The 23257-nt window shown below is 74.0% G+C and carries 2 protein-coding genes; both read right to left on the minus strand.

What is annotated here, in order from left to right:
• Positions 1-12264, minus strand: coding sequence for an SDR family NAD(P)-dependent oxidoreductase (locus ACFWP3_RS14805; RefSeq protein ID WP_384220440.1), 12264 nt, complete (start codon positions 12262-12264; stop codon positions 1-3).
• On the minus strand, positions 12261-23225 hold the full coding sequence (locus ACFWP3_RS14810; protein WP_384220442.1) for a type I polyketide synthase: 10965 nt from the start codon (positions 23223-23225) through the stop codon (positions 12261-12263). Before ACFWP3_RS14810 ends, ACFWP3_RS14805 begins: the two co-directional genes overlap by 4 nt.
• Positions 23226-23257 lie beyond the last annotated feature (32 nt).

Genomic DNA, 23257 nt, shown 5'->3' on the forward strand with positions numbered 1-23257 from the left:
TCAGATGCCGCCGAGTACGGCGTCCAGGGCCGCGTCCATCTCGTCGTCGGTCAGTTCCTGGGCGGTCTGCAGGGCGTCGGCGGGGGCCTCGGCCGTGGCGGTGGCGGGTGCGGCGAGCTCCAGCAGCCGGTCCAGCAGGCCGCTCTGGCGCAGCCGTTCGGCGCCGATCCGGGCCACCGCCCACTGGGCGGCCTGGGCCGGGTCCTGCGGCGGGGTGTCGGCGACGGCCGCGGTCTGTGCGGCCGCGCCGTCGAAGGAGAGCTTGCCGAGGAGGTATCCGGCGATGGCGCGCGGCGTGGGGTAGTCGAAGGCGAGCGTGTTGGGCACGGCCACCTGCGTGTGCCGGGCGAGGCGGTTCTTGAGCTCGACGGCCATCAGGGAGTCCCAGCCGAACTCCCGCATCGGCTTGTCGAGCGGGACGCTGCCGGACAGGCCGAGGACCGCGGTCACCTCCTGCTGGACGAACTTGCGCAGCTCCGTCTCGCGTTCCTCGCCGGGCAGGCCGGCCAGCCGGTCCCGGAAGGCCGAGCCGCGCTCGGCGGCCTCCTTGGCCTTGCGGGGCTGCGTACGGACCAGGGCCCGCAGCAGGGCCGGCGGCCGCGCCCCGGAGTCGCCGGAGGCGAGGCGGGCGGTGTCGAGCTTGAGGGGCACCAGGTGCGGTTCGGGGCGGGCCAGGGCGGCGTCGAAGAGGGCGAGGCCCTCGGCGGCGCTCAGGGGCTGGGCGCCCTGGCGGCGCATCCGGGCGAGTTCCGCCTCGCCGAGCTGCGCGGTCATTCCGGCGCCGCCCTGCGCCCACAGGCCCCAGGCGAGGCTGGTGGCGGGCAGGCCGAGCTTGTGCCGGTGGGCGGCGAGCGCGTCCAGGAAGGCGTTCGCGGCGCCGTAGTTGGACTGGCCGGGCGAGCCGAGGGTGCCGGCGACCGAGGAGAACAGCACGAAGGCGGCCAGGTCCAGGTCGCGGGTGAGCTCGTGCAGGTGCCGGGCGCCGGCCAGCTTGGGGGCGAGGACGCGGGTGAACCGCTCGGGCGTCTGGTTGTGCACGACGCCGTCGTCGATGACGGCCGCGAGGTGCACCACGCCGGTCAGCGGGCGCTCCTCCCCCGCTTCGGCGAGCAGCCGGGCCACGGCGTCGCGGTCCGAGACGTCGCAGGCCAGGATGCGCACGCCGGCCGCGCCGGCCGCTTCGAGGCCGTCGACCAGTTCCCGCGCGCCCGGGGCGGCCATGCCCTGGCGCGAGGTCAGGACGAGGTGGCGGACGCCGTGTTCGGCGACCAGGTGCGCGGCCAGGTCGCGGCCGAGTTCGCCGGTTCCGCCGGTGAGCAGGACCACGCCCTCCGGGTCGAGGGTCCGGCCGGTGGTGAGGACCAGCTTGCCGGTGTGGCGGCCCTGCGCCATGTGACGGAAGGCCGCGGGGGCCTCCCGTACGTCGTACGCGAGGTACGGCAGCGGGGCGATGACCCGGTCGGTCAGCAGCCCGGACAGGTCGGTGAGCATCCGGTGGAGGTGCTCGGGCTCCAGCGACATCAGGTCGAAGGCGCTGTAGGCGACGCCCGGGTGGGCGGCGGCGACGGCGCCGGCGTCGCGGATGTCGGTCTTGCCCATCTCCAGGAAGCGTCCGCCGTGCGGTAGCAGCCGCAGGGAGGCGTCGGTGAACTCCCCGGCGAGGGAGTTCAGCACGGCGTCGAAGCCGGCGCCGCCGGTGGCGGTGAGCCACCGCTGTTCGAAGGCGGTGTCGCGGGAGGAGGCGATGCGCTCGTCGGGCAGGCCGAGGGCGCGCAGCGCGTCCCACTTGGGGTGGCTGGCCGTTCCGTAGACCTCGGCGCCCAGGTGGTGGGCGAGCTGGACGGCGGCCATGCCGACGCCGCCGGCGGCCGCGTGGACGAGGAGCTTCTCGCCGGGGCGCAGCGCTCCGAGGTCGGTGAGGGCGTAGTAGGCGGTGAGGAAGGCGAGCGGGATCGTCGCGCCCTCTTCGAAGGTGAGGGTGTCGGGCAGCCTGGCCATCAGGTGGCCGTCGCCGCGGACCTCGGTGCCGAAGGCGCCGAGCGCGAGGCCCATGGCCCGGTCGCCCGGGCGCAGGTGGGTGACGGCGGAGCCGGTCTCCAGGACGGTGCCGGCGAACTCCAGGCCGAGCTTGGGCGTGGCGACCATGCCGAGCGCGTTGAGGACGTCGCGGAAGTTCATGCCCGCGGCGCGGACGGCGACGCGCACCTCGTCGGGGCCGAGCGGTCCGCCGGCCGGGACGGGGACGAGTTCGAGGCTGTCGATGCTGCCCTTCTCGCGGATGTCCAGGTGCCAGGGGCCGTCGCCGGCGGGCGGGGTGAGGGCCTCGCCGCCGTGGGCCGCCGCGGCGCGGGTGGTGCGCACGAGGCGGGGGGCGAACAGGGCGCCGCCGCGCAGGGCCAGTTCGGGCTCGTCGGCGGTCGCGAGGGCCGCGTCGAGGACCGCCCGGTCGGGGGTGGCGGTGTCGAGGTCGACCAGGCGCAGGGTGCGGTCGGGGACCTCGCCGCGGACGGCCCGTACCAGGCCCCACAGCGGGGCGTGGGCGAGGTCGGACACGGTGTCCTCGGGGCGGGCCGCGACGGCGTCGCGGGTGATCCAGACCAGTTCGGATTCCGCGGTCTTCTCGGTCAGCAGGTGCTGTACGAGGTCCAGCGCGGCGAGCGTGTCCGGCTCGGCGGCTTCGGCCGGCCCGGTGGCGGTGGCGTCGATGACGATGCGCGCGGGGGCGGGCCCGTCGGCGAGCAGCGGCTCGGGGCCGGCCGACCAGGTGGCGCCGAGGGCCTCGGCGAGGGCTCCGCTGCCGCCGATCACCAGGGTGGTCGCGGGCTGCGGGGCGGCCTGGGCGGGCTCGGCCACCGGCTGGAAGTCGACGCGGTAGAGGTGGTCGCCCTCGGAGCGGGTGACCTTCAGCTGCTCGGCGGAAGCCTGCCGGATCTGGAGCGCGCCCGACAGGACGGGCTCGCCGGTGGCGTCGGTGACCAGGACGCGCGCGCCGAGCCCGGCGGCCGCGGATGCCGTATCGTCCGCGGGCTCCCGCGGGTCCAGGGCGATGCGGACGCGCAGTTCGGTGCTGTCCGTCGCGTACAGGGTGACGTCGGTCCAGGCGAAGGGCAGCAGTACGGTGCCCTCGGGCTGCCCGGATTCCGGGGTGACGCCGGCCAGGACGTGCAGGGCCGCGTCCAGGAGCGCGGGGTGCACTCCGTGGCCGTCGGTGCTCTGGCGCAGCGGCTCGGGCAGGGCGACGTGGCCGTAGGCGATGTCGCCCCGGCGGGCGAGGGCGGTCAGGCCGCGGAAGGCGGGGCCGTAGGCGAGGCCTTCGCCGCCGAGCCGCTCGTAGAAACCGTCGAGTGCGAGGGGCTCGGCTCCCGGGACCGGCCAGTGGGCCAGTTCGGCGAGGCCCTCGGGGGTTTCGGCGGCGGGGTCGTCGGCGAGTTCGCCGGAGGCGTGCAGGGTCCAGGCGGCCGGGTCGGCGGATGCCTCGGGCTGGCTGTGGACGGCGATCTTCCGCCGGCCTTCCGTGTCGGGGGAGCCGACCTTGACCTGGAGCCGCAGGGGTTCGCCGGCGGCGAGGACGAGCGGCTGGGCGAGGGTGAGTTCGGCGACCCGCTCGGAGCCGACGGCCCGGGCGGCGGCCAGCGCGAGGTCGAGCAGGCCGGTGCCGGGCACGAGGACGCTGCCGAAGACGGCGTGGTCGGCGAGCCAGGGGTGGTCGCCGAGCGAGAGCCGGCCGGAGAGCAGCTGGCCCTCGCCGTCGGCGAGCGTCAGGACGGCGGCGAGCCAGGGGTGCCCGGCCGGCACGAGACCGGTGTCCCGGGCGCCGCGGGCGCCGCCTCGGGCCGGCTCCAGCCAGAAGCGCTCCCGCTGGAAGGCGTACGTGGGCAGGTCGGCGGCCAGTTCGGCCGCGCGGGCCCGGGCGGCGGCGGGCCCTTCGGTGAACACCTGATCCCAGTCCGGCTCCTGCCCGCTGACGTGGAGCGCGCCGAGGGCCTCGACGAGGGCGCGGACCTCGTCCGGGGCCTGGTCGGGGTCCTTGGGCGCGCGCTGCGAGGCGACGAACACGGCGGGGTCGGTGACGCAGTTGGCGCCCATGGCGGCCAGGACGGCGGCCGGGCCGCATTCGAGGTGGCGGCCGATGCCGTCGGCTTCGAGGGTCCGTACGGCGTCCAGGAAGCGCACGGCGTCGCGGACCTGCCGTACCCAGTATTCGGCGGCGCGCAGGCCTTCGCCCGGCGCCAGGTCCGGGCCCATCCGGGTGCCGGTGACCGTGGAGACGACCGGGATCCGCGGGGCGGCGAAGGTGATGTCCTCGGCCACCTGCCGGTAGGCGTCGAGCATGGCGTCCATGTGCGGGGAGTGGAAGGCGTGCGAGACCGTCAGGCGGCGGGTGCGCCGGCCGAGTTCGGTGAACCAGCCGATGGCGGCGGCCACGGCGGCCTCGTCACCGCTGACGACGGTCTGCGCGGGCCCGTTGATCCCGGCGATCGAGATGCGCTGGGCGGCGCCCGCACGCACCTCCAGGGTGTCGAGGGCTTCGATGACCTCGGCCTCCGAGGCTTCCACGGACGCCATGGCCCCGCCGCGCTCGCAGGCCTGCATCAGGCGGCCGCGGGCGGCCACCAGGCGGGCCGCGTCGTCCAGGGTGAGGACCCCGGCGACGTGCGCGGCGGCGAGTTCGCCGATGGAGTGGCCGGCGACCGCGGCGGGGTGCACGCCCCAGGCCTCCCACTGGCGGAAGAGCGCGGTCTCGACCGCGAACAGGGCGGGCTGGGCGTACTCGGTCTCGTGGACGAGCTCGGATCCGCCGAGGACGAGCTCGGCCAGCGGCCGGTTCAGGTGCGGGTCGAGGGCGGCGCAGACCGCGTCGAAGGCCTGCCGGAAGACGGGAAGGGCGGCGTGCAGGGCACGGCCCATGCCGGGGCGCTGGCTGCCCTGTCCGGTGAACAGTACGGCGAGGGGGCCGTCGGCCGCGGTGCCTTCGGCGGCGCCCGCGGGGGTGCGGCCGTCGGCGAGGGCGCGCAGCGCGGTGACCGCTTCGCCGGTGGTGGCCACGGTGAGGGCGGCGCGGTGCTCGAAGTGCGTGCGGTGCCGGGCGGCCGTGAGGGCGAGGTCGGCCACCGGCACCTCGGGCCGACCCTCGAGCCAGTCCGCCCAGCGGGCGGCCTGCGTGCGCAGGGCGGGCTCGTCACGGCCGGAGAGGACCAGGGGCTGGGGGGCCGGGGCGGCCGGGGCGGCCTGGGTGGCCTGGGTGGCCTGGGTGGCCTGGGTGGCTGCTTCGGTCGCCTGGGCCGCGCCGGGCGCCTGGGCCCCGTCGGTCGCCTGGGCCCCGTCCGTCGCCTGGGCCGCGTCGGTCGCTTGGGTCGCTCCGGTCGCTGCGGTCGGTTCGGCCGCTCGGGTCGCTTGGGTCGCTTGGGTCGCTATGGACCGTTCCGTCGCTTCGGTCGCTTCGGTCGCTCCGGTCGCTGTGGCCGGGTCGGTCGCTGCGGTCGCCGGGTCGGACGGGGCCGAGGCGGCGGCGGCCGGGGTGGACGGGGCCGGGGCGGCGGCGGCCGGGGTGGCCGGGGCGGCGGCGGCCGGGGTGGACGGGGCCGGGGGCTCTTCGAGGACGACGTGGGCGTTCGTACCGCTCAGGCCGAAGGAGGAGACGCCGGCGCGGCGGGTGCGCGCGGCCTGGCGGGCCCAGGGGCGGGCGTCCCGGAGGAGTTCCAGGCCGCTGCCGTCCCAGGCGATGTGCGGGCTGGGCTCGTCGACGTACAGGGTCTTGGGCAGGGTCTCGTGCTGGAGGGCGAGGATCATCTTCATGACGCCCGCGACACCGGCGGCGGCCTGCGCGTGCCCGATGTTGGACTTGGAAGAGCCCAGGTAGACGGGCCGGTCGCCGTCCCGGTCGCGGCCGAAGACCTCGGCCAGCGCCCCGGCCTCGATCGGGTCGCCGAGCGGGGTGCCCGTTCCGTGCGCCTCGACGGCGTCGATGTCGGCGGGGGCCAGCCGGGCCGCTTCCAGGGCGTCGAGGATGACGCGCTGCTGGGCCGGCCCGTTGGGGGCGGTGAGGCCCTGGCTGCGGCCGTCCTGGTTGACGGCGGAGCCGCGGATCACGGCCAGGACGTTGTCCCCGTCGCGTTCGGCGGCGGACAGCCGCTTCAGGACGAGGATGCCGACGCCGTCGGACCAGCCCGCGCCGTCCGCGAGGGCGGAGAAGGACTTGCAGCGGCCGTCGGGGGCCATGCCCTTGAGGCGGGAGAACTCCACGAACAGCCGGGGCGTGCTCATGACGGTGACGCCGCCGACCAGGGCGAGTTCGCACTCGCCCTGGCGCAGCGCGCTCGCGGCGAGGTGGAGGGAGACGAGGGAGGAGGAGCAGGCGGTGTCGACGGTGACGGCCGGGCCCTGGAGGCCCAGCGCGTACGAGACGCGGCCGGAGACGACGCTGGACGCGTTGCCGGTGCTCACGTACCCGTCGAAGGCGTCGAGTTCGCGGCCCTGCTCGCCGTAGTCGGAGCTCATGGCGCCGAGGTAGACGCCCGTACGGCTCTCGCTGAGCGAGCCGGGACGGATCCCGGCGCGTTCGAGGGCCTCCCAGGCGGTCTCCAGGACGAGACGCTGCTGCGGGTCCATGGACAGGGCCTCGCGCTGGGAGATCCCGAAGAACGCGGCGTCGAAGTCGGCGGCGGCCTCGATGAAGCCGCCCTCGCGGGCGTAGCTCTTGCCGACGGCCTCCGGGTCCGGGTCGTAGACGCCGAGGTTCTCCCAGCGCGACGGCAGTTCGCCGATCGCGTCGCTGCCCGAGGCGAGCAGGTTCCAGTACGCCTCGGGGGTGTCGATGCCGCCGGGGAGTCGGCAGGCCATGGACACGACGGCGATCGGGTCGTCGGCGGCCGGGGCCGGCGCGGTGTGGCGGAGGGTGTTCGGCTTCGCCTTGGGCTTGCCGGTGGTCAGGTCCAGCTTGTCGAGGAGCAGGCCGGCGATGGCGGCGGGGGTCGGGTAGTCGAAGGCGAGGGTCGAGGGGAGCGTGACGCCCGTTTCGGAGGACAGGCGGCGGCGCAGCTCCACGGCCATCAGGGAGTCGATGCCGAGCTCCTTCAGGACCTGCTGCGCGCCGATCCCGTCGGCTGCCGCGATGCCGAGGACCACGGCCGCCTCGCGCTGCACGAGCCGGATCAGGAACGGCAGCCGCTCGGCCGCCGGCTGGGCGGCCAACTGGTCGCGCAGGCCTGCGGGAGCGGTGCCCGCACTGCCGACGCGCTTCTTCGGGGCCCGGACGAGGGCCCGCAGCAGGGCGGGCAGCTCGTCGGGGCGTCGTTGCAGGGTGACCAGGTCGAGCTTGACCGGGACCAGGTGCGGGTGCGCGGAGCCGAGGGCGTTGTCGAGGGCCGCGAGGCCCTGCTGCTCGGTGAGCGCACCGATGCCCATGCGGCGCATGCGGGCGAGTTCGGCCTGGCCGAGGGTGGCGGTCAGGCCTTGACCGGCCTGCTGCCACAGGCCCCACGACAGGCTCGTCGCGGGAAGACCGGTGGCCCGGCGGTGGGCGGCCAGGGCGTCGAGGAAGGTGTTCGCGGCCGCGTAGTTGCTCTGGCCCGCGCCGCCGAGTACACCGGCGGCGGAGGAGAAGAGCACGAACGCGGCAAGATCGAGGCCCTGCGTCAACTCATGGAGGTGGAGCGCGGCTTCTGCCTTCGGCTGCCAGACACGCGCCAGACGCTCCGCGTCCTGCGAGACCAGCAGGCCGTCGTCGAGCACGGCCGCCAGGTGGAACACACCCGTCCAGGGGCGGTCCGTGTCCGCGAGCAGGCTGGTGACCTGCGCACGATCGGCGACATCGGCAGCCACGATCCGTACGGTCTCGGCGCCGGCCGCCTCCAACTCGGCCACCAGGTCAGCGGCTCCCGGAACCTCCGGGCCGCGCCGGGACGTCAGTACGAGATGACGTACGCCATGCACGGTCACCAGGTGACGGGACACCGCCCGACCCAGCTCACCCGTACCACCCGTGACGAGAACGGATCCGTCGGGGTCCAGGCGCGGGGCCTCGGAGGGCTTGGCCGTGCGGACGAGGCGGGCGGTACGGATCTCCCCGTCGCGGAGGGCGATTTCGGGCTCGTCGGTGAGGGTGAGGGCCGGGGCGAGTGCGAGGTCGTCGCGGGCGCCGTCGGGGCCGAGGTCGATGAGGCGGATCACACGGTCGGCGTGCTCGGCGCGCGCCGCGCGGAGCAGACCCCACAGGGCGGCGTGGGCCAGGTCGGTCAGGCCGTCGCCCGCCTCGGCGGCGTTAACGGCGTTAACGCCGTTAACAGCGGAGCGGGTTAGCCAGACCAGCTCGGTCTGGTCCAGGCGCGGTTCGGCCAGCAGGAGCTGAAGGATGCCGAGCCCGGCGGCGGTCAGCTCGCGGGCGTCGGCGGCAGGAGCGTTGCCGGTGGCGTCGACGAGGACGCGGGCCGGGGCGTCGGCTCCTTCGGCGAGGTGCGCGAGGAGCGCGTCGGCGTCCGCGAACACCTGCGCACCGAAGGCGGCCCCGATCCCGGCGTCACCTTCGAGCGCCCAGGTCTCTCCGGCCGGCTCCGCGTCGCCCGGGGTCGGGGTGGGGCGGAACTCGACGTGGTACAGGTGCTCGGCGCGCTCGCCGGCGCGGATCTGCTCGGCGCTCGCCTCGCGGATCGCGAGGCCGCGGGTGCGGACGACGGGGTGGCCCGTGCCGTCGGCGACAGTGAGGGTGAGGCGCTCGTCGTCGCCGGACGGGACCTCGACGCGTACGCGCAGCTCGGTGGCACCGGCGGCGAGGAGCTCCACGCCGGTCCACTCGAACGGCATGAACACGCGCTGCCGGGCTTCTTCGTCGCGTACGCCCATGAGGGTGTGCAGCGCGGCGTCGAGGAGGGCGGGGTGAACACCGAAGTCGTCGGCCGTCAGGCCTTCGGGGAGCCGGATGAGTCCGTATGCCGTGTCGCCCTTGCGCCACAGCTCGGTCAGGCCCTGGAACGCGGGACCGTAGTCCAAACCGCGCTCGCGGAAGCCCTCGTAGAAGCCGTCGAGATCGACGGACTCGGCGCCCGCGACCGGCCACTGGGCCAGCTCGGCGAACGCGTCAGCATCGGCGGAGGCGGGTGCAGGTGCCTCTGTGGTTTCAGCGAGTTCACCGGTGGCGTGACGGCGCCATTCCTCGTCGCTGCCCTCGGGGCGGCTGTAGATGGTGACGGGGCGTCGGCCGGTGCTCTCGGGTGCGCCGACGGCGACCTGGAGGCGTACGGAACCCTCCGAGCCGAGCAACAGCGGCTCGGTGAGCACGAGTTCGGCCACGCCGGGGGCGCCGACGTGGTGGGCGGCGGTGAGGGCCAGTTCGAGCAGGCCGGTGCCGGGGACGAGGACCGAGCCGAAGGCCGCGTGACCGGCCAGCCAGGGCTGCTCGGCGAGGGAGACCCGGCCGGTGAAGAGGTGCCCTTCGCCGTCGGCGAGGGAGATGACGGCACCGAGCCACGGGTGCTCGGAGACGTCGAGACCGACCTTGCGCACATCGCCCGAGGTCTTGGGGGCGTCGATCCAGTAGTGCGCGCGCTGGAAGGCGTAGGAGGGGAGCTGTACGAGGTTCCCGGAGTCCGGGACGAAGTCCCAGCCGAGGTCGTGGCCCTGGACGTGGAGCAGGCCGAGGTTGCGGAGCAGCTGGGCGGGCTCGCCGTGTTGACGGGCGAGGGAGCCGACGACGATGCCGCCGCGCTCCGCACTGCCGTCGGTCAGCGGCATCGACAGGACCGGGTGGGCCGAGATCTCGACGAACACGCCGTGGCCGTCGTCGAGAAGCTGGTTGAGCGCGCGGTCGAAACGGACCGGCTCGCGGAGGTTGCGGCACCAGTACGTGCCGTTCAGGTCCGTGCCGTTGGCGATCTGGCCGGTCACCGTCGAGTAGAAGGCGATGTCCGTACCGGTCGGAGCGATCCCCGCGAAGCCCTCCGCGAGGGCCGGGAGCAGGGGGTCCATCTGGGCGTTGTGGGACGCGTAGTCCACATTGATCTTGCGGGCGTACACGCCCTGGTCCGAGAGCTCGGCGACGATCTTCACGATCGCGTCCGCCTGACCCGAGATCACCGTCGAACCCGCCGTGTTCACGGCAGCGACGGAGAGCGCCTCCCCGTACGGGGCCACGAACTCCTCGACCTCGGCCACCGGACGCTCGATCAGCGCCATACCGCCCTGACCCGCGCACGCGAGAACCGCCTGCGAACGCTGGGCGACGATCTGCGAGCCCTGCTCCAAACTGAGAGCACCGCTCACCACAGCAGCGACGACCTCGCCCTGCGAGTGGCCCACCACGGCCGACGGCTCCACCCCCAGCGAACGCCAGACCGCCGACAGGCCAACCCCCATCGCGAACAGGGCAGGCTGGACCACGTCCACGCGGTCGAACGGCGGGTGATCACCCTCCTCACCGGCCAGCACCTCACGCACCGACCAACCCGTGAACGGCCGCAGAGCCGCATCACACGCATCAACGGCTTCAGCGAACACCGCGTTGGAGGCCAGGAGTTCACGGCCCATGGCCACCCACTGCGAACCCTGACCCGGGTACACGAAGACGACCTTGCCGCGCTCGCGCGCAATCCCGGTCACCACCGCGTCATGCGAGTCGCCCTCGGCCAGCGACCGCAGCGCCTCCACCAGACCGGCGGAGTCCGCAGCCACCACGCTCGCCCGCGACTCGAAGTGCGAACGGTGCCGGGCAGCCGTCGCCGCCACATCGGCCAGCGGGACCTCGGTACCGCGCCCGGACAACCAGTCCGCCCAACGGCCCGCCTGCTCCCGCAGCGCGGCCTCGTCACGACCCGACACGACCACCGGAAGCGGACCGGCCGGCGCCTCGGCGGCCGGGTCCGCGGGCTTCTGGGCCGGGGCCGGGGGCTCCTCCAGTACCACGTGCGCGTTCGTACCGCTCAGGCCGAAGGACGAGACGCCCGCACGACGGATGCGCTCCGCGCCCCGCTCCCACGCGCGCGCCTCGTTCAGCAGCTCGATCCCGCTGCTCTTCCACTCGATGTGCGGGCTGGGCTCCTCGGCGTGCAGGGTCTTCGGCAGCACGCCGTGCTCCAGCGCCAGCACCATCTTGATCACGCCGATGACACCGGCAGCCGCCTGCGCGTGCCCGATGTTCGACTTCGAAGAGCCCAGGTAGACGGGCCGGTTCGCGGCCCGGTCGGGGCCGAAGACCTCGGCCAGCGCGCCGGCCTCGATCGGGTCGCCGAGCGGGGTTCCGGTGCCGTGGGCCTCGATCGCGTCGATGTCGGCGGGAGTCAGCCGGGCCGCTTCCAGGGCGTCGTGGATGACGCGCTGCTGCGAGGGGCCGTTGGGCGCGGTGAGGCCCTGGCTGCGGCCGTCCTGGTTGACGGCCGAGCCGCGGATCACCGCGAGCACCGGGTCGCCGTCGCGCTGCGCGGCCGAGAGCTTCTTCAGGACGAGCACGCCCGCGCCCTCGGCCCAGCCCGCGCCGTCGGCGCCGGCCGAGAAGGACTTGCAGCGGCCGTCGGCCGCCATGCCCTTCAGGCGGGAGAACTCCACGAACAGCGCCGGGGTGCTCATCACGGTCACGCCGCCGGCCAGCGCGAGCTCGCACTCGCCCTGGCGCAGGGCCTGGACGGCCAGGTGGATGGATACGAGGGACGAGGAGCAGGCGGTGTCGACGGTGACGGCCGGGCCCTGGAGGCCCAGCGTGTAGGAGACGCGGCCGGAGACGACGCTGCTCGCGTTGCCGGTGCTGTACCCGTCGAGGGCGTTGAGGTCGTGGCCCTGCTGGTTGCCGTAGTCGGAGCTCATCGTGCCGAGGTAGACGCCCGTACGGCTCTCGCTGAGCGTGTCGGGGCGCACTCCGGCCCGCTCCAGGGCCTCCCACGAGGTCTCCAGGACCAGGCGCTGCTGCGGGTCCATCGACAGCGCCTCGCGCGGCGAGATGCCGAAGAACGGGGCGTCGAAGCCCTCGGCTCCGTCGATGAAGCCGCCCTCGCGGGCGTAGCTCTTGCCGATGGCCTCCGGGTCGGGGTCGTAGACGCCGAGGCTGTCCCAGCGCGAGGGCAGGCCGCCGACGGCGTCACCGCCGGAGGCGAGCAGCTCCCAGAAGCCCTCGGGGGTGTCGATGCCGCCGGGGAGACGGCAGGCCATCGACACGACCGCGATCGGTTCCGTACGCGAGGCCCGCTCGGCGTTGAGTTCCTTCTCGGTCTCGACGAGCGCGTTCGCCGTGCGCCGCAGGTACGCCTCGAGCTTTTCCAGCTTCTCGACTTCGGACGCGCTCATTCACTCACTCCAAGCTTGCGATCCAGGAACTGAAGGAGGTCATCGGTGCTGTCGCCGCCGAGTCCGGCTTCGGTCTCGGCGGCTTCTGCCGCGGCGGCCGTACCGGACGCGGAGGACGCGGCGGACGCGGCCGACGCGGCGGAGGCCTTGGCCAGGCCGTCCCGCAGGGCCAGCAGGCCGGCGGCCAGGCCCGGCTCCTCGAGTTGTTTCGGTGTCGCGGAACGCAGGAGTTCCACGAGGTTGTCTATCTGGTTCTTCGTCACGCGCTGTGCGGCCCGTGCCGCTCCCCCGGTTCCCACGGCCAGCTTGTCGAGGAGCAGGCCGGCGATGGCGGTGGGCGTCGGGTAGTCGAAGGCGAGGGTGGACGGCAGCGGGGTGCCGGTCTCGGCGGAGAGGCGACGCCGCAGCTCTACGGCCATCAGGGAGTCCATGCCGAGCTCCTTGAGGACCTGCTGGGCGCCGACGCCCGCGCTGCCGGAGGCGCCGAGGACCACGGCGGCCTCGCGCTGCACGAGCTGCGTGAGCCGCGGCAGGCGCTCGGCGTCCGGCAGGGCGGTCAGCTGCTCGCGCAGCCCGTTCCCGCCGGCCGCCGTCTCGCCGCCCGCGCGCTTGCGCGGGGCGCGCAGGAGGGCGCGGAGCAGGGCGGGGGCGTCGCCGCCGTTGTCCAGTTCGCGTTGCAGCGGCGTGAGTTCGAGGCGTACGGGGACCAGGTGCGCCTGGCCGGAAGCCAGGGCCGCGTCCATGGCCGCCAGGGCCTGCGGTTCGCTCAGTGCGGCGATGCCCCGCCTGCGCATGCGGGCGAGTTCGGCCTGGCCGAGGGTGGCGGTCAGGCCTTGACCGGCCTGCTGCCACAGACCCCACGACAGGCTCGTCGCGGGAAGACCGGTGGCCCGGCGGTGAGCGGCCAGGGCGTCCAGGAAGGTGTTCGCGGCCGCGTAGTTGCTCTGGCCCGCACCGCCGAGCACACCGGCGGCGGACGAGAACAGCACGAACGCGGCAAGATCGAGGCCCTGCGTCAGCTCGTGCAGGTGGAGCGCGGCCTCAGCCTTCGGCTGCCAGACACGGGCCAGACGCTCCGCGTCCTGCGACACCAGCAGGCCGTCGTCGAGCACGGCGGCCAGGTGGAACACGGCCGTCCAGGGGTGCTCGGGCTGCGCCAGGAGCGCCTCGGCCTGACCGCGGTCGGACACATCGGCAGCGACGATCCGTACGGTCTCGGCGCCGGCCGCCTCCAGCTCGGCCACCAGCTCGGCAGCCCCCGGAGCCTCCGGGCCGCGCCGGGACGTCAGTACGAGATGACGTACGCCGTGCACGGTCACCAGGTGACGGGACACGGCCCGACCCAGCTCACCCGTACCACCCGTCACCAGGACGGAACCGTCCGACGCGAACTCCGGCAGGTCACCGTTGCCGGACTCCGCACGCACCAGACGCGCCACGCGGATCTCACCCCCGCGCACCGCCAGCTCCGGCTCACCGGTGACGGACAGGGCCTGGGGCAGCAGGGCGTCGTCGGCTCCACCGGCCGGGCTGAGGTCGACGAGGCGGATCACGCGGTCGGGGTGCTCGGCGCGGGCCGCCCGGACCAGGCCCCACAGCGGGGCGTGGGCCAGGTCGGCTACACCGTCACCCGTGTCCACGGCCGAGCGCGTCACCCAGACGAACTCGGTCCCGGCCAGCCGGGGTTCCGCGAGCAGACGCTGAAGCGTTCCGAGGGCGGACGCGGTCTGCTGCTGCGCGCCGTGACCTATCGCTCGCGTCGCATCCAGAACGAGTCGAACGGGTAGCTCGGACCGCTCATCGATCTGGGCAAGGAGTACATCCACATCAGCCACATAGTCGGCCTCCAATGTTGCGAACATCCCGGCGTTCTCGCCGAGAATCCATGTGCCGCCCGCCGGGGCCTCCTCGTGCGCCAGCGTGCCGCGGGCGGCGAAGTCGACGCGGTACAGGTGCTCGGCGCGCTCGCCGGCGCGGATCTGCTCGGCGCTGGCCTCGCGGATCGCGAGCCCGCGGGCGTGGACGACGGGCTGCCCGGCCGGGTCGGCGACCCAGATGCGGGTGTTGGTGCGGGTGTCGTCGAGGTCGATGCGCACGCGGAGCTCGGTGGCTCCGGCGGCGAGCAGCTCGACGCCCGTCCACTCGAACGGGAGCAGCACCTGCCGGTCGTCCGGGTCCTGGCCGCGTACGCCCATGAGGGTGTGCAGCGCGGCGTCGAGGAGGGCGGGGTGAACACCGAAGTCGTCGGCGGCCAGGCCTTCGGGCAGTCGGATGAGTCCGTACGCCGTGTCGCCCTTGCGCCACAGCTCGGTCAGGCCCTGGAACGCGGGACCGTAGTCCAGGCCGCGCTCGCGGAAGCCCTCGTAGAAGCCGTCGAGATCGACGGACTCGGCGCCCGCGACCGGCCACTGGGCCAGCTCGGCGAACGCGTCAGCGTCGGCGGAGTCGGGGGCGGGTGCCTCTGCCGTTTCCGCGAGTTCACCGGTGGCGTGACGGTGCCAGCCGGAGTCGGAGACCTCGTCCGGGCGGCTGTAGACGGTGACGGGGCGGCGGCCGGTGGAGTCGGACGGGCCGACCACCACCTGAAGCCGCAGCACCGAGTCCTCGGTCAGGGTCAGCGGCTCCAGCAGGGTGAGTTCCCCGACCGACTCCGCGCCGACGTGGTGGGCGGCGGTGAGGGCCAGTTCGAGCAGGCCGGTGCCGGGGACGAGCACGGTGCCGAAGGCCGCGTGCTGTGCCAGCCAGGGGTGCTCGGCGAGGGAGATCCGGCCGGTGAACACGTGCCCCTCGCCGTCGGCGAGCGCGGTGACCGCGCCGAGCCAGGGGTGTTCGGGGACGTCGAGACCGACGGACCGGACGTTGCCGGTGGGCTTGGCGGCCTCGAGCCAGTAGTGCTCGCGCTGGAAGGCGTACGTGGGCAGCGGTACGAGGCCTCCGGTGCCGGTGCCGGTGCCGGTGCCGGCTCCGGTTCCGGTTCCGAGGACGCGGTCCCAGTCCAGGGTGTGGCCCTGGACGTGGAGCAGGCCGAGGTTGCGGAGCAGCTGGGCGGGCTCGCCGTGCCGGCGGGCGAGGGAGCCGACGACGATGCCGCCGCGCTCCGCGCTGCCGTCGGTCAGCGGCATCGACAGGACCGGGTGGGCGGAGATCTCGACGAACACGCCGTGGCCGTCGTCCAGGAGCTGGTTGAGGGCGCGGTCGAAACGGACCGGCTCGCGGAGGTTGCGGCACCAGTACGTGCCGTCGAGCTCGGTGCCGTCGGCGACCTGGCCGGTCACCGTCGAGTACAGGGCGATGTCGGTCCGGGACGGGACCAGGCCCTCGAAGCCGGCGGCGAGACCGGGGAGGAGGGGGTCCATCTGGGCGTTGTGGGAGGCGTAGTCCACGTTGATCTTGCGGGCGTAGACGTTCTGCTCGGAGAGCTCCTCGACAATCCTGGTGATCGCGTCGGCCTCGCCGGAGATGATCGTCGAACCGGTGGTGTTGACCGCGGCGACGGAAAGGGCCTCGCCGTAGGGGGCGATGAATCCCTCGACCTCGGCGAGCGGCCGCTCGATCAGCGCCATACCGCCCTGGCCGGCGCAGGCGAGGACCGCCTGCGAACGCTGCGCGACGATCTGCGAGCCCTGCTCCAAACTGAGAGCACCGCTCACCACAGCAGCGACGACCTCGCCCTGCGAGTGGCCCACCACGGCTGACGGCTCCACACCCAGCGAACGCCAGACCGCCGACAGGCCGACACCCATCGCGAACAGGGCCGGCTGGACCACGTCCACGCGGTCGAACGGCGGGTGGTCGCCCTCCTCACCGGCCAGCACCTCACGCACCGACCAGCCCGTGTGCGGCCGCAGAGCCGCATCACACGCGTCAACCGCTTCAGCGAACACCGGGTTGGAGGTGAGGAGTTCACGGCCCATGCCCACCCACTGCGAACCCTGACCCGGGTACACGAAGACGACCTTGCCGCGCTCGCGCGCAATCCCGGTCACCACCGCGTCATGCGAGTCGCCCTCGGCCAGCGCGCGCAGCGCCTCCACCAATCCGGCGGAGTCCGCAGCCACCACGCTCGCCCGCGACTCGAAGTGCGAGCGGTGCCGGGCGGCGGTGATCGCCACGTCGGCCGGCGGGACCTCGGCACCGCGCGCGGACAACCAGTCCGCCCAACGGCCCGCCTGCTCCCGCAGCGCGGCCTCGTCCCGACCCGACACGACCACCGGAAGCGGTGCGTCGGCAGCGGTCGCGGTGCCCGGCGCCGGAGTCGCCGCGGGCGGCTCCTCCACGATCACGTGGGCGTTCGTACCGCTCAGGCCGAAGGAGGAGACGCCGGCGCGGCGGGTGCGCCGCGCGGCCCGCTCCCACGGACGGGCCTCGTTCAGCAGCTCGAGGCCGCTGCCGTCCCAGGCGATGTGCGGGCTGGGCTCGTCGACGTAGAGGGTCTTGGGCAGGGTCTCGTGCTGGAGAGCGAGGATCATCTTCATCACGCCGACCACGCCCGCGGCGGCCTGCGCGTGCCCGATGTTGGACTTGGAAGAGCCCAGGTAGACGGGCCGGTCCTCGTCCCGGTCGGGGCCGAAGACCTCGGCGAGCGCGCCCGCCTCGATCGGGTCGCCGAGCGAGGTGCCGGTGCCGTGGGCCTCGATCGCGTCGATGTCGGCGGGGGCCAGGCGCGCCGCTTCCAGGGCTTCCTGGACCACCCGCTGCTGCGAGGGACCGTTCGGGGCGGTGAGGCCCTGGCTGCGGCCGTCCTGGTTGACGGCCGAGCCGCGGATCACGGCCAGGACGTTGTCCCCGTCGCGTTCGGCGGCGGACAGCCGCTTCAGGACGAGGATGCCGACGCCCTCGGCCCAGCCGGCCCCGTCGGCCTGCGCCGAGAAGGACTTGCAGCGGCCGTCGGGGGCCATGCCCTTCAGGCGGGAGAACTCCACGAACAGCGCGGGGCTGTTCATGACGGTGACGCCGCCGACGAGGGCGAGTTCGCACTCGCCCTGCCGCAGGGCGCCCGCCGCCAGGTGCAGGGCCACCAGCGAGGACGAGCAGGCGGTGTCGACGGTGACGGCCGGGCCCTGGAGGCCCAGCGCGTACGAGACGCGGCCGGAGACGACGCTGGAGGCGTAGCCCGTGCTGGTGTAGCCGTCGAGGGCGTCCAGGTCGTGGCCCATGTGCCCGTAGTCGGAGGTCATGGCGCCGAGGTAGACGCCCGTACGGCTCTCGCTGAGCGAGTCGGGCCGGATGCCGGCCCGCTCGAGGGCCTCCCACGAGGTCTCCAGGACCAGGCGCTGCTGCGGGTCCATCGAGACGGCCTCGCGTCGCGAGATGCCGAAGAACGAGGCGTCGAAGCGCTCGATGTCCTCGATGAAGCCGCCTTCGCGCGAGTAGCTCTTGCCGACGGCTTCCGGGTCCGGGTCGTAGACGCCCAGGCCGTCCCAGCGCGACGGCAGGCCGCCGACGGCGTCACCGCCGGAAGCGAGCAGCTCCCAGAAGCCCTCCGGGGTGTCGATGCCGCCGGGGAGTCGGCAGGCCATGGACACGACGGCGATCGGGTCGTCGGCGGCCGGGGCGGGCGCGGTGTGGCGGAGGGTGTTCGGCTTTGCCTTGGGCTTGCCGGTGGTCAAGTCGAGTTTGTCGAGGAGCAGGCCGGCGATGGCGGCGGGGGTCGGGTAGTCGAAGGCCAGGGTGGACGGCAGCGTGACGCCGGTCTCGGAGGACAGGCGGCGGCGCAGCTCCACGGCCATCAGGGAGTCGATGCCGAGCTCCTTCAGCACCTGCTGCGCGCCGATCCCGTCGGCGTTCGCCACCCCCAGCACCACGGCCGCCTCGCGCTGCACCAGCCGGATCAGCGACGGAAGCCGCTCGGCCGCGGGCTGCGCCGCCAGCTGGTCGCGCAGGCCGGTCGGCGTGCCGCCGGACTGTCCGGCCCGCTGGCGCCGGGCGCGCAGCAGGCCTCGGAACAGGGCCGGGACGGTTCCGTCGCCGTCCAGCTCGCGCTGGAGCGAGGTGAGTTCGAGGCGTACGGGAACCAGGTGCGGCAGGCCGGAAGCCAGAGCCGCGTCCATCGCCGCCAGCCCCTGCGCCTCGCTGAGCGCGGCGACGCCCTGGCGACGGAGCCGGGCGAGTTCGGCCTGGCCGAGGGTGGCGGTCAGGCCTTGACCGGCCTGCTGCCACAGACCCCACGACAGGCTCGTCGCGGGAAGACCGTCGGCCCGGCGGTGAGCGGCCAGGGCGTCGAGGAAGGTGTTCGCGGCCGCGTAGTTGCTCTGGCCCGCACCGCCGAGCACACCGGCGGCGGAGGAGAACAGCACGAACGCGGCAAGATCGAGGCCCTGCGTCAGCTCGTGCAGGTGGAGCGCGGCTTCTGCCTTCGGCTGCCAGACACGGGCCAGACGCTCCGCGTCCTGCGAGACCAGCAGACCGTCGTCGAGCACGGCCGCCAGGTGGAACACACCCGTCCACGGGCGGTCCGTGTCCGCGAGCAGGCTGGTGACCTGCGCACGATCGGCGACATCGGCAGCCACGATCCGTACGGTCTCAGCTCCGGCCGCCTCCAACTCGGCCACCAGATCGGCAGCCCCCGGAGCCTCCGGGCCGCGCCGGGACGTCAGTACGAGATGACGTACGCCGTGCACGCTCACCAAGTGACGGGACACGGCCCGACCCAGCTCACCCGTACCACCCGTGACCAGGACGGAACCGTCGGCCGCGAACTCCGCCAGGTCACCGCCGGACTCCGCACGCACCAGACGCGCCACGCGGATCTCACCCCCGCGCACCGCCAGCTCCGGCTCACCGGTGATGGACAGGGCGAGCGCCACGTCCGCCGCCACGGCGGTCGGGTCGGCGTCGATGTCGACGAGGCGGATCACGCGGTCGGCGTGCTCGCTGCGGGCCGTGCGCAGCAGTCCCCACAGGCCCGCGCGGACGAGATCGCGTACGGGGCCGTCGGCGTGCACCGCGCCCCGGGTCAGCCAGATCAGCTCGGTCTGTTCGAGGCGGGGCTCGGCGAGCAGGCGTTGCAGCAGCTCCAGCCCGGCGGTGGCCTCGTCGAGGGCCGTCGCGCCGACCAGGCTGGTGGCGTCGACGAGGAGGCGGTCCGGGGTGTCCGCGTCGGCGCCGAGGGCGGAGACGGCGGCGAACAGCGCGTCCGCGTCCGGGTAGGCGGCGTCGAAGCCGAGCGCGTCGTCGCCCAGGACCCAGGTCAGACCGTCGTGCGCGGCCTGTTCCAGCACGGGCGGGGCCTGGAAGGCGACCTGGTAGAGGTGTTCGACGGTCTCGGTGACCTTGAGCTGCTCGGCGCCGGCGGCGCGCAGCTGGAGGCCGTCGGCGTGGGCGACGGGCCGGCCGGCCGGGTCGGTGGCGGTGACGCGCACGCTGTTCTGCCGGGGGTCGAGTTCGACGCGTACGCGCAGCTCGGTGGCTCCGGCGGCGAGCAGCTCGACGCCCGTCCACTCGAACGGGAGCAGCACCTGCGAGCCGTGGGTGCCGGTTTCGGTGCCGGTTTCGGTGTCCGTGTCCTGGACGCCGACCAGGGCGTGCAGGGCCGCGTCGAGGAGTGCGGGGTGGATGCCGAACTCGTCGGCCTTCAGGCCCTCCGGCAGCTGGACCCGCGCGTACGCGGTGTCGCCGGCGCGGTGGAGTTCGGTCAGGCCCTGGAAGGCGGGGCCGTAGTCGAGGCCGCGGGCGCGGAGGCGGTCGTAGAAGCCGTCGAGGTCGACGGGCCGGGTGCCGGGGACCGGCCACTGGGCCAGATCGGCGAAGGTGTCGCCGTCGGCGGTCGGGGCGTGGGAGAGGGAACCGGCCGCGTGCCGGCGCCACGGGGCGTCGTCGGCCGCGTTCTCCGGGAGGCTGTAGACCGCGACGGGTCGGCGGCCGGTGCCGTCGGGTGCGCCGACCGCGACCTGGAGGCGGATCGCGCCGTCCGTGCCGAGCAACAGCGGCTCGGTGAGCACGAGTTCGGCCACGCCGGGCGCGCCGACGTGGTGGGCGGCGGTGAGCACGAGCTCCAGCAGGCCGGTGCCGGGGACGAGCGCCGTACCGAAGGCCGCGTGCTCCTGGAGCCAGGGGTGCTGCGCGGAGGAGAGCCGGCCGGTGAAGAGGTACCCCTCACCGTCGGCCAGCGCGGTGACCGCACCGAGCCAGGGGTGCGCCGAGGCCGTGAGACCGAGCGAACGGACGTCGCCTGCGCGCTCGTCCGACTCGAGCCAGTAGCGCTCGCGCTGGAAGGCGTACGTGGGCAGCGGTACGAGGCTTCGGGTGGGGGTGGCAGTGCCGGTGCCGGTGCCGAGGATGCGGTCCCAGTTCAGGTTGTGGCCCTGGACGTGGAGCAGGCCGAGGTTGCGCAGCAGCTGGGCGGGCTCGCCGTGCTGACGGGCGAGGGAGCCGACGACGATGCCGCCGCGCTCCGCACTGCCGTCGGTCAGCGGCATCGACAGGACCGGGTGCGCGGAGATCTCGACGAACACGCCGTGGCCGTCGTCCAGGAGCTGGTTGAGGGCGCGGTCGAAACGGACCGGCTCGCGGAGGTTGCGGCACCAGTACGTGCCGTTCAGGTCCGTGCCGTTGGCGATCTGGCCGGTCACCGTCGAGTAGAAGGCGATGTCCGTGCCGGTCGGAGCGATCCCCGCGAAGCCCTCCGCGAGGGCCGGGAGCAGGGGGTCCATCTGGGCGTTGTGGGACGCGTAGTCCACATTGATCTTGCGGGCATAGACACCCTGGTCCGACAGCTCGGCGACGATCTTCACGATCGCGTCCGCCTGACCCGAGATCACCGTCGAACCCGCCGTGTTCACGGCGGCGACGGAGAGCGCATCCCCGTACGGGGCCACGAACTCCTCGACCTCGGCCACCGGACGCTCGATCAGCGCCATACCGCCCTGACCCGCGCAGGCCAGTACCGCCTGCGAACGCTGCGCGACGATCTGCGAGCCCTGCTCCAAAGTGAGAGCACCGCTCACCACAGCAGCGACGACCTCGCCCTGCGAGTGGCCCACCACGGCCGACGGCTCCACGCCCAGCGAGCGCCAGACCGCCGACAGGCCGACACCCATCGCGAACAGAGCCGGCTGGACCACGTCCACGCGGTCGAACGGCGGGTGATCACCCTCCTCACCGGCCAACACCTCACGCACCGACCAACCCGTGAACGGCCGCAGAGCCGCATCACACGCGTCGATCGTCTCCGCGAACACCGGGTTGGAGGCCAGGAGTTCACGGCCCATGCCCACCCACTGCGAGCCCTGACCCGGATACACGAACACGACCTTGCCGCGCCGCGCCGCCGAGCCCGTCACCACCGCGTCGTGCGCGGTGCCCTCGGCCAGCGACCGCAGCGCCTCCACGAGGCCCTCGGTGTCGGCCGCGACCACGCTCGCCCGCGACTCGAACTGCGAGCGGTGCCGGGCGGCGGTGACCGCGACATCGGCCACGGGGACTTCGTCGCGGTGCGCGGACAGCCAGTCCGCCCAGCGGCCCGCCTGCTCCCGCAGCGCGGCCTCGTCACGACCCGACACGACCACCGGAAGCGGACCGGCCGGCGCCTCGGCAGCCGGGTCCGCGGCCGGGTCGGCGGCCGGCGCGGCAGGCTCCTGGGCCGGCGCCGGGGGCTCCTCCAGCACCACGTGCGCGTTCGTACCGCTCAGGCCGAAGGACGAGACGCCCGCGCGGCGGGTGCGCTCCGCGCCCCGCTCCCAGGCGCGCGCCTCGTTCAGCAGTTCCAGGCCGCTGGTGTCCCACTCGATCAGCGGGGTCGGGTCTTCGGCGTGCAGGGTCTTGGGGAGCAGCCCGTGCTCCAGCGCCAGCACCATCTTGATCACGCCGATGACACCGGCGGCCGCCTGCGCGTGCCCGATGTTCGACTTCGACGAACCGAGCCAGACCGGCCGGTCCGCCTCGCGTCCCGGGCCGAAGACCTCGGCGAGCGCGCCCGCCTCGATTGGGTCGCCGAGCGAGGTGCCCGTGCCGTGCGCCTCGACCGCGTCGATGTCGGCCGGCGTCAGCCGGGCGGCGGCCAGCGCGTCCTGGATGACGCGCTGCTGCGAGGGGCCGTTGGGGGCCGTGAGGCCCTGGCTGCGGCCGTCCTGGTTGACGGCGGAGCCGCGGATGACGGCCAGGACGCGGTCGCCGTCGCGCTGGGCGGCCGACAGGCGCTTGAGGGCGATCACGCCGACGCCCTCGGCCCAGCCCGCGCCGTCGGCGCCGGCCGAGAAGGACTTGCAGCGGCCGTCGGCCGCCATGCCCTTCAGGCGGGAGAACTCCACGAAGAGGGAGGGGGCGCTCATGATGGTGACGCCGCCCGCGAGGGCGAGTTCGCACTCGCCCTGCCGCAGGGCCTGCACCGCCAGGTGCAGGGCGACCAGGGACGAGGAGCAGGCGGTGTCGACGGTGACGGCCGGGCCCTGGAGGCCCAGCGTGTAGGAGACGCGGCCGGAGACGACGCTGGAGGCCTTGCCCGTGCTGACGTAGCCGTCGAGGGCGTCCAGATCGCGGCCCAGGTGGCCGTAGTCGGAGCTCATGGTGCCGAGGTAGACGCCGGTACGGCTCTCCATCAGCGAGTCCGGGCGGATGCCGGCCCGCTCCAGGGCCTCCCACGAGGTCTCCAGCACCAGGCGCTGCTGCGGGTCCATCGAGACGGCCTCGCGCGGCGAGATGCCGAAGAAGGAGGCGTCGAAGTGCTCGGCGCCGTCGAGGAATCCGCCGTCCTGGGAGTACGTCTTGCCGACGGCCTCGGGATCCGGGTCGTACAGGTCCAGCCCGGTCCAGCGCGAGGGCAGGCCGCCGACGGCGTCACCGCCGGAAGCGAGCAGCTCCCAGAAGCCCTCCGGGGTGTCGATCCCGCCAGGGAGCCGACAGGCCATCGACACGACCGCGATCGGCTCGGACTGCTTCGCCTCGAGGTCCGCCGCGCGCTTCTGCAACGCGCGGATCGCGGGCAGTGCAGCCTGCATCCGGTCCTGGTTTGTATTCGACACCATCGAGCGCCTCTCTGCGCGGCCACCGCAAGCTG

Origin of the sequence: Streptomyces sp. NPDC058525 (assembly GCF_042719495.1) — a bacterium.
Classification (GTDB): Bacteria; Actinomycetota; Actinomycetes; order Streptomycetales; family Streptomycetaceae; genus Streptomyces.

Bases quoted from the DNA above. Each gene is read 5' to 3' on its own strand.
- ACFWP3_RS14805 (WP_384220440.1), bottom strand. From the start codon at position 12,264: ATGAGCGCGTCCGAAGTCGAGAAGCTGGAAAAGCTCGAGGCGTACCTG.
- ACFWP3_RS14810 (WP_384220442.1), bottom strand. From the start codon at position 23,225: ATGGTGTCGAATACAAACCAGGACCGGATGCAGGCTGCACTGCCCGCG.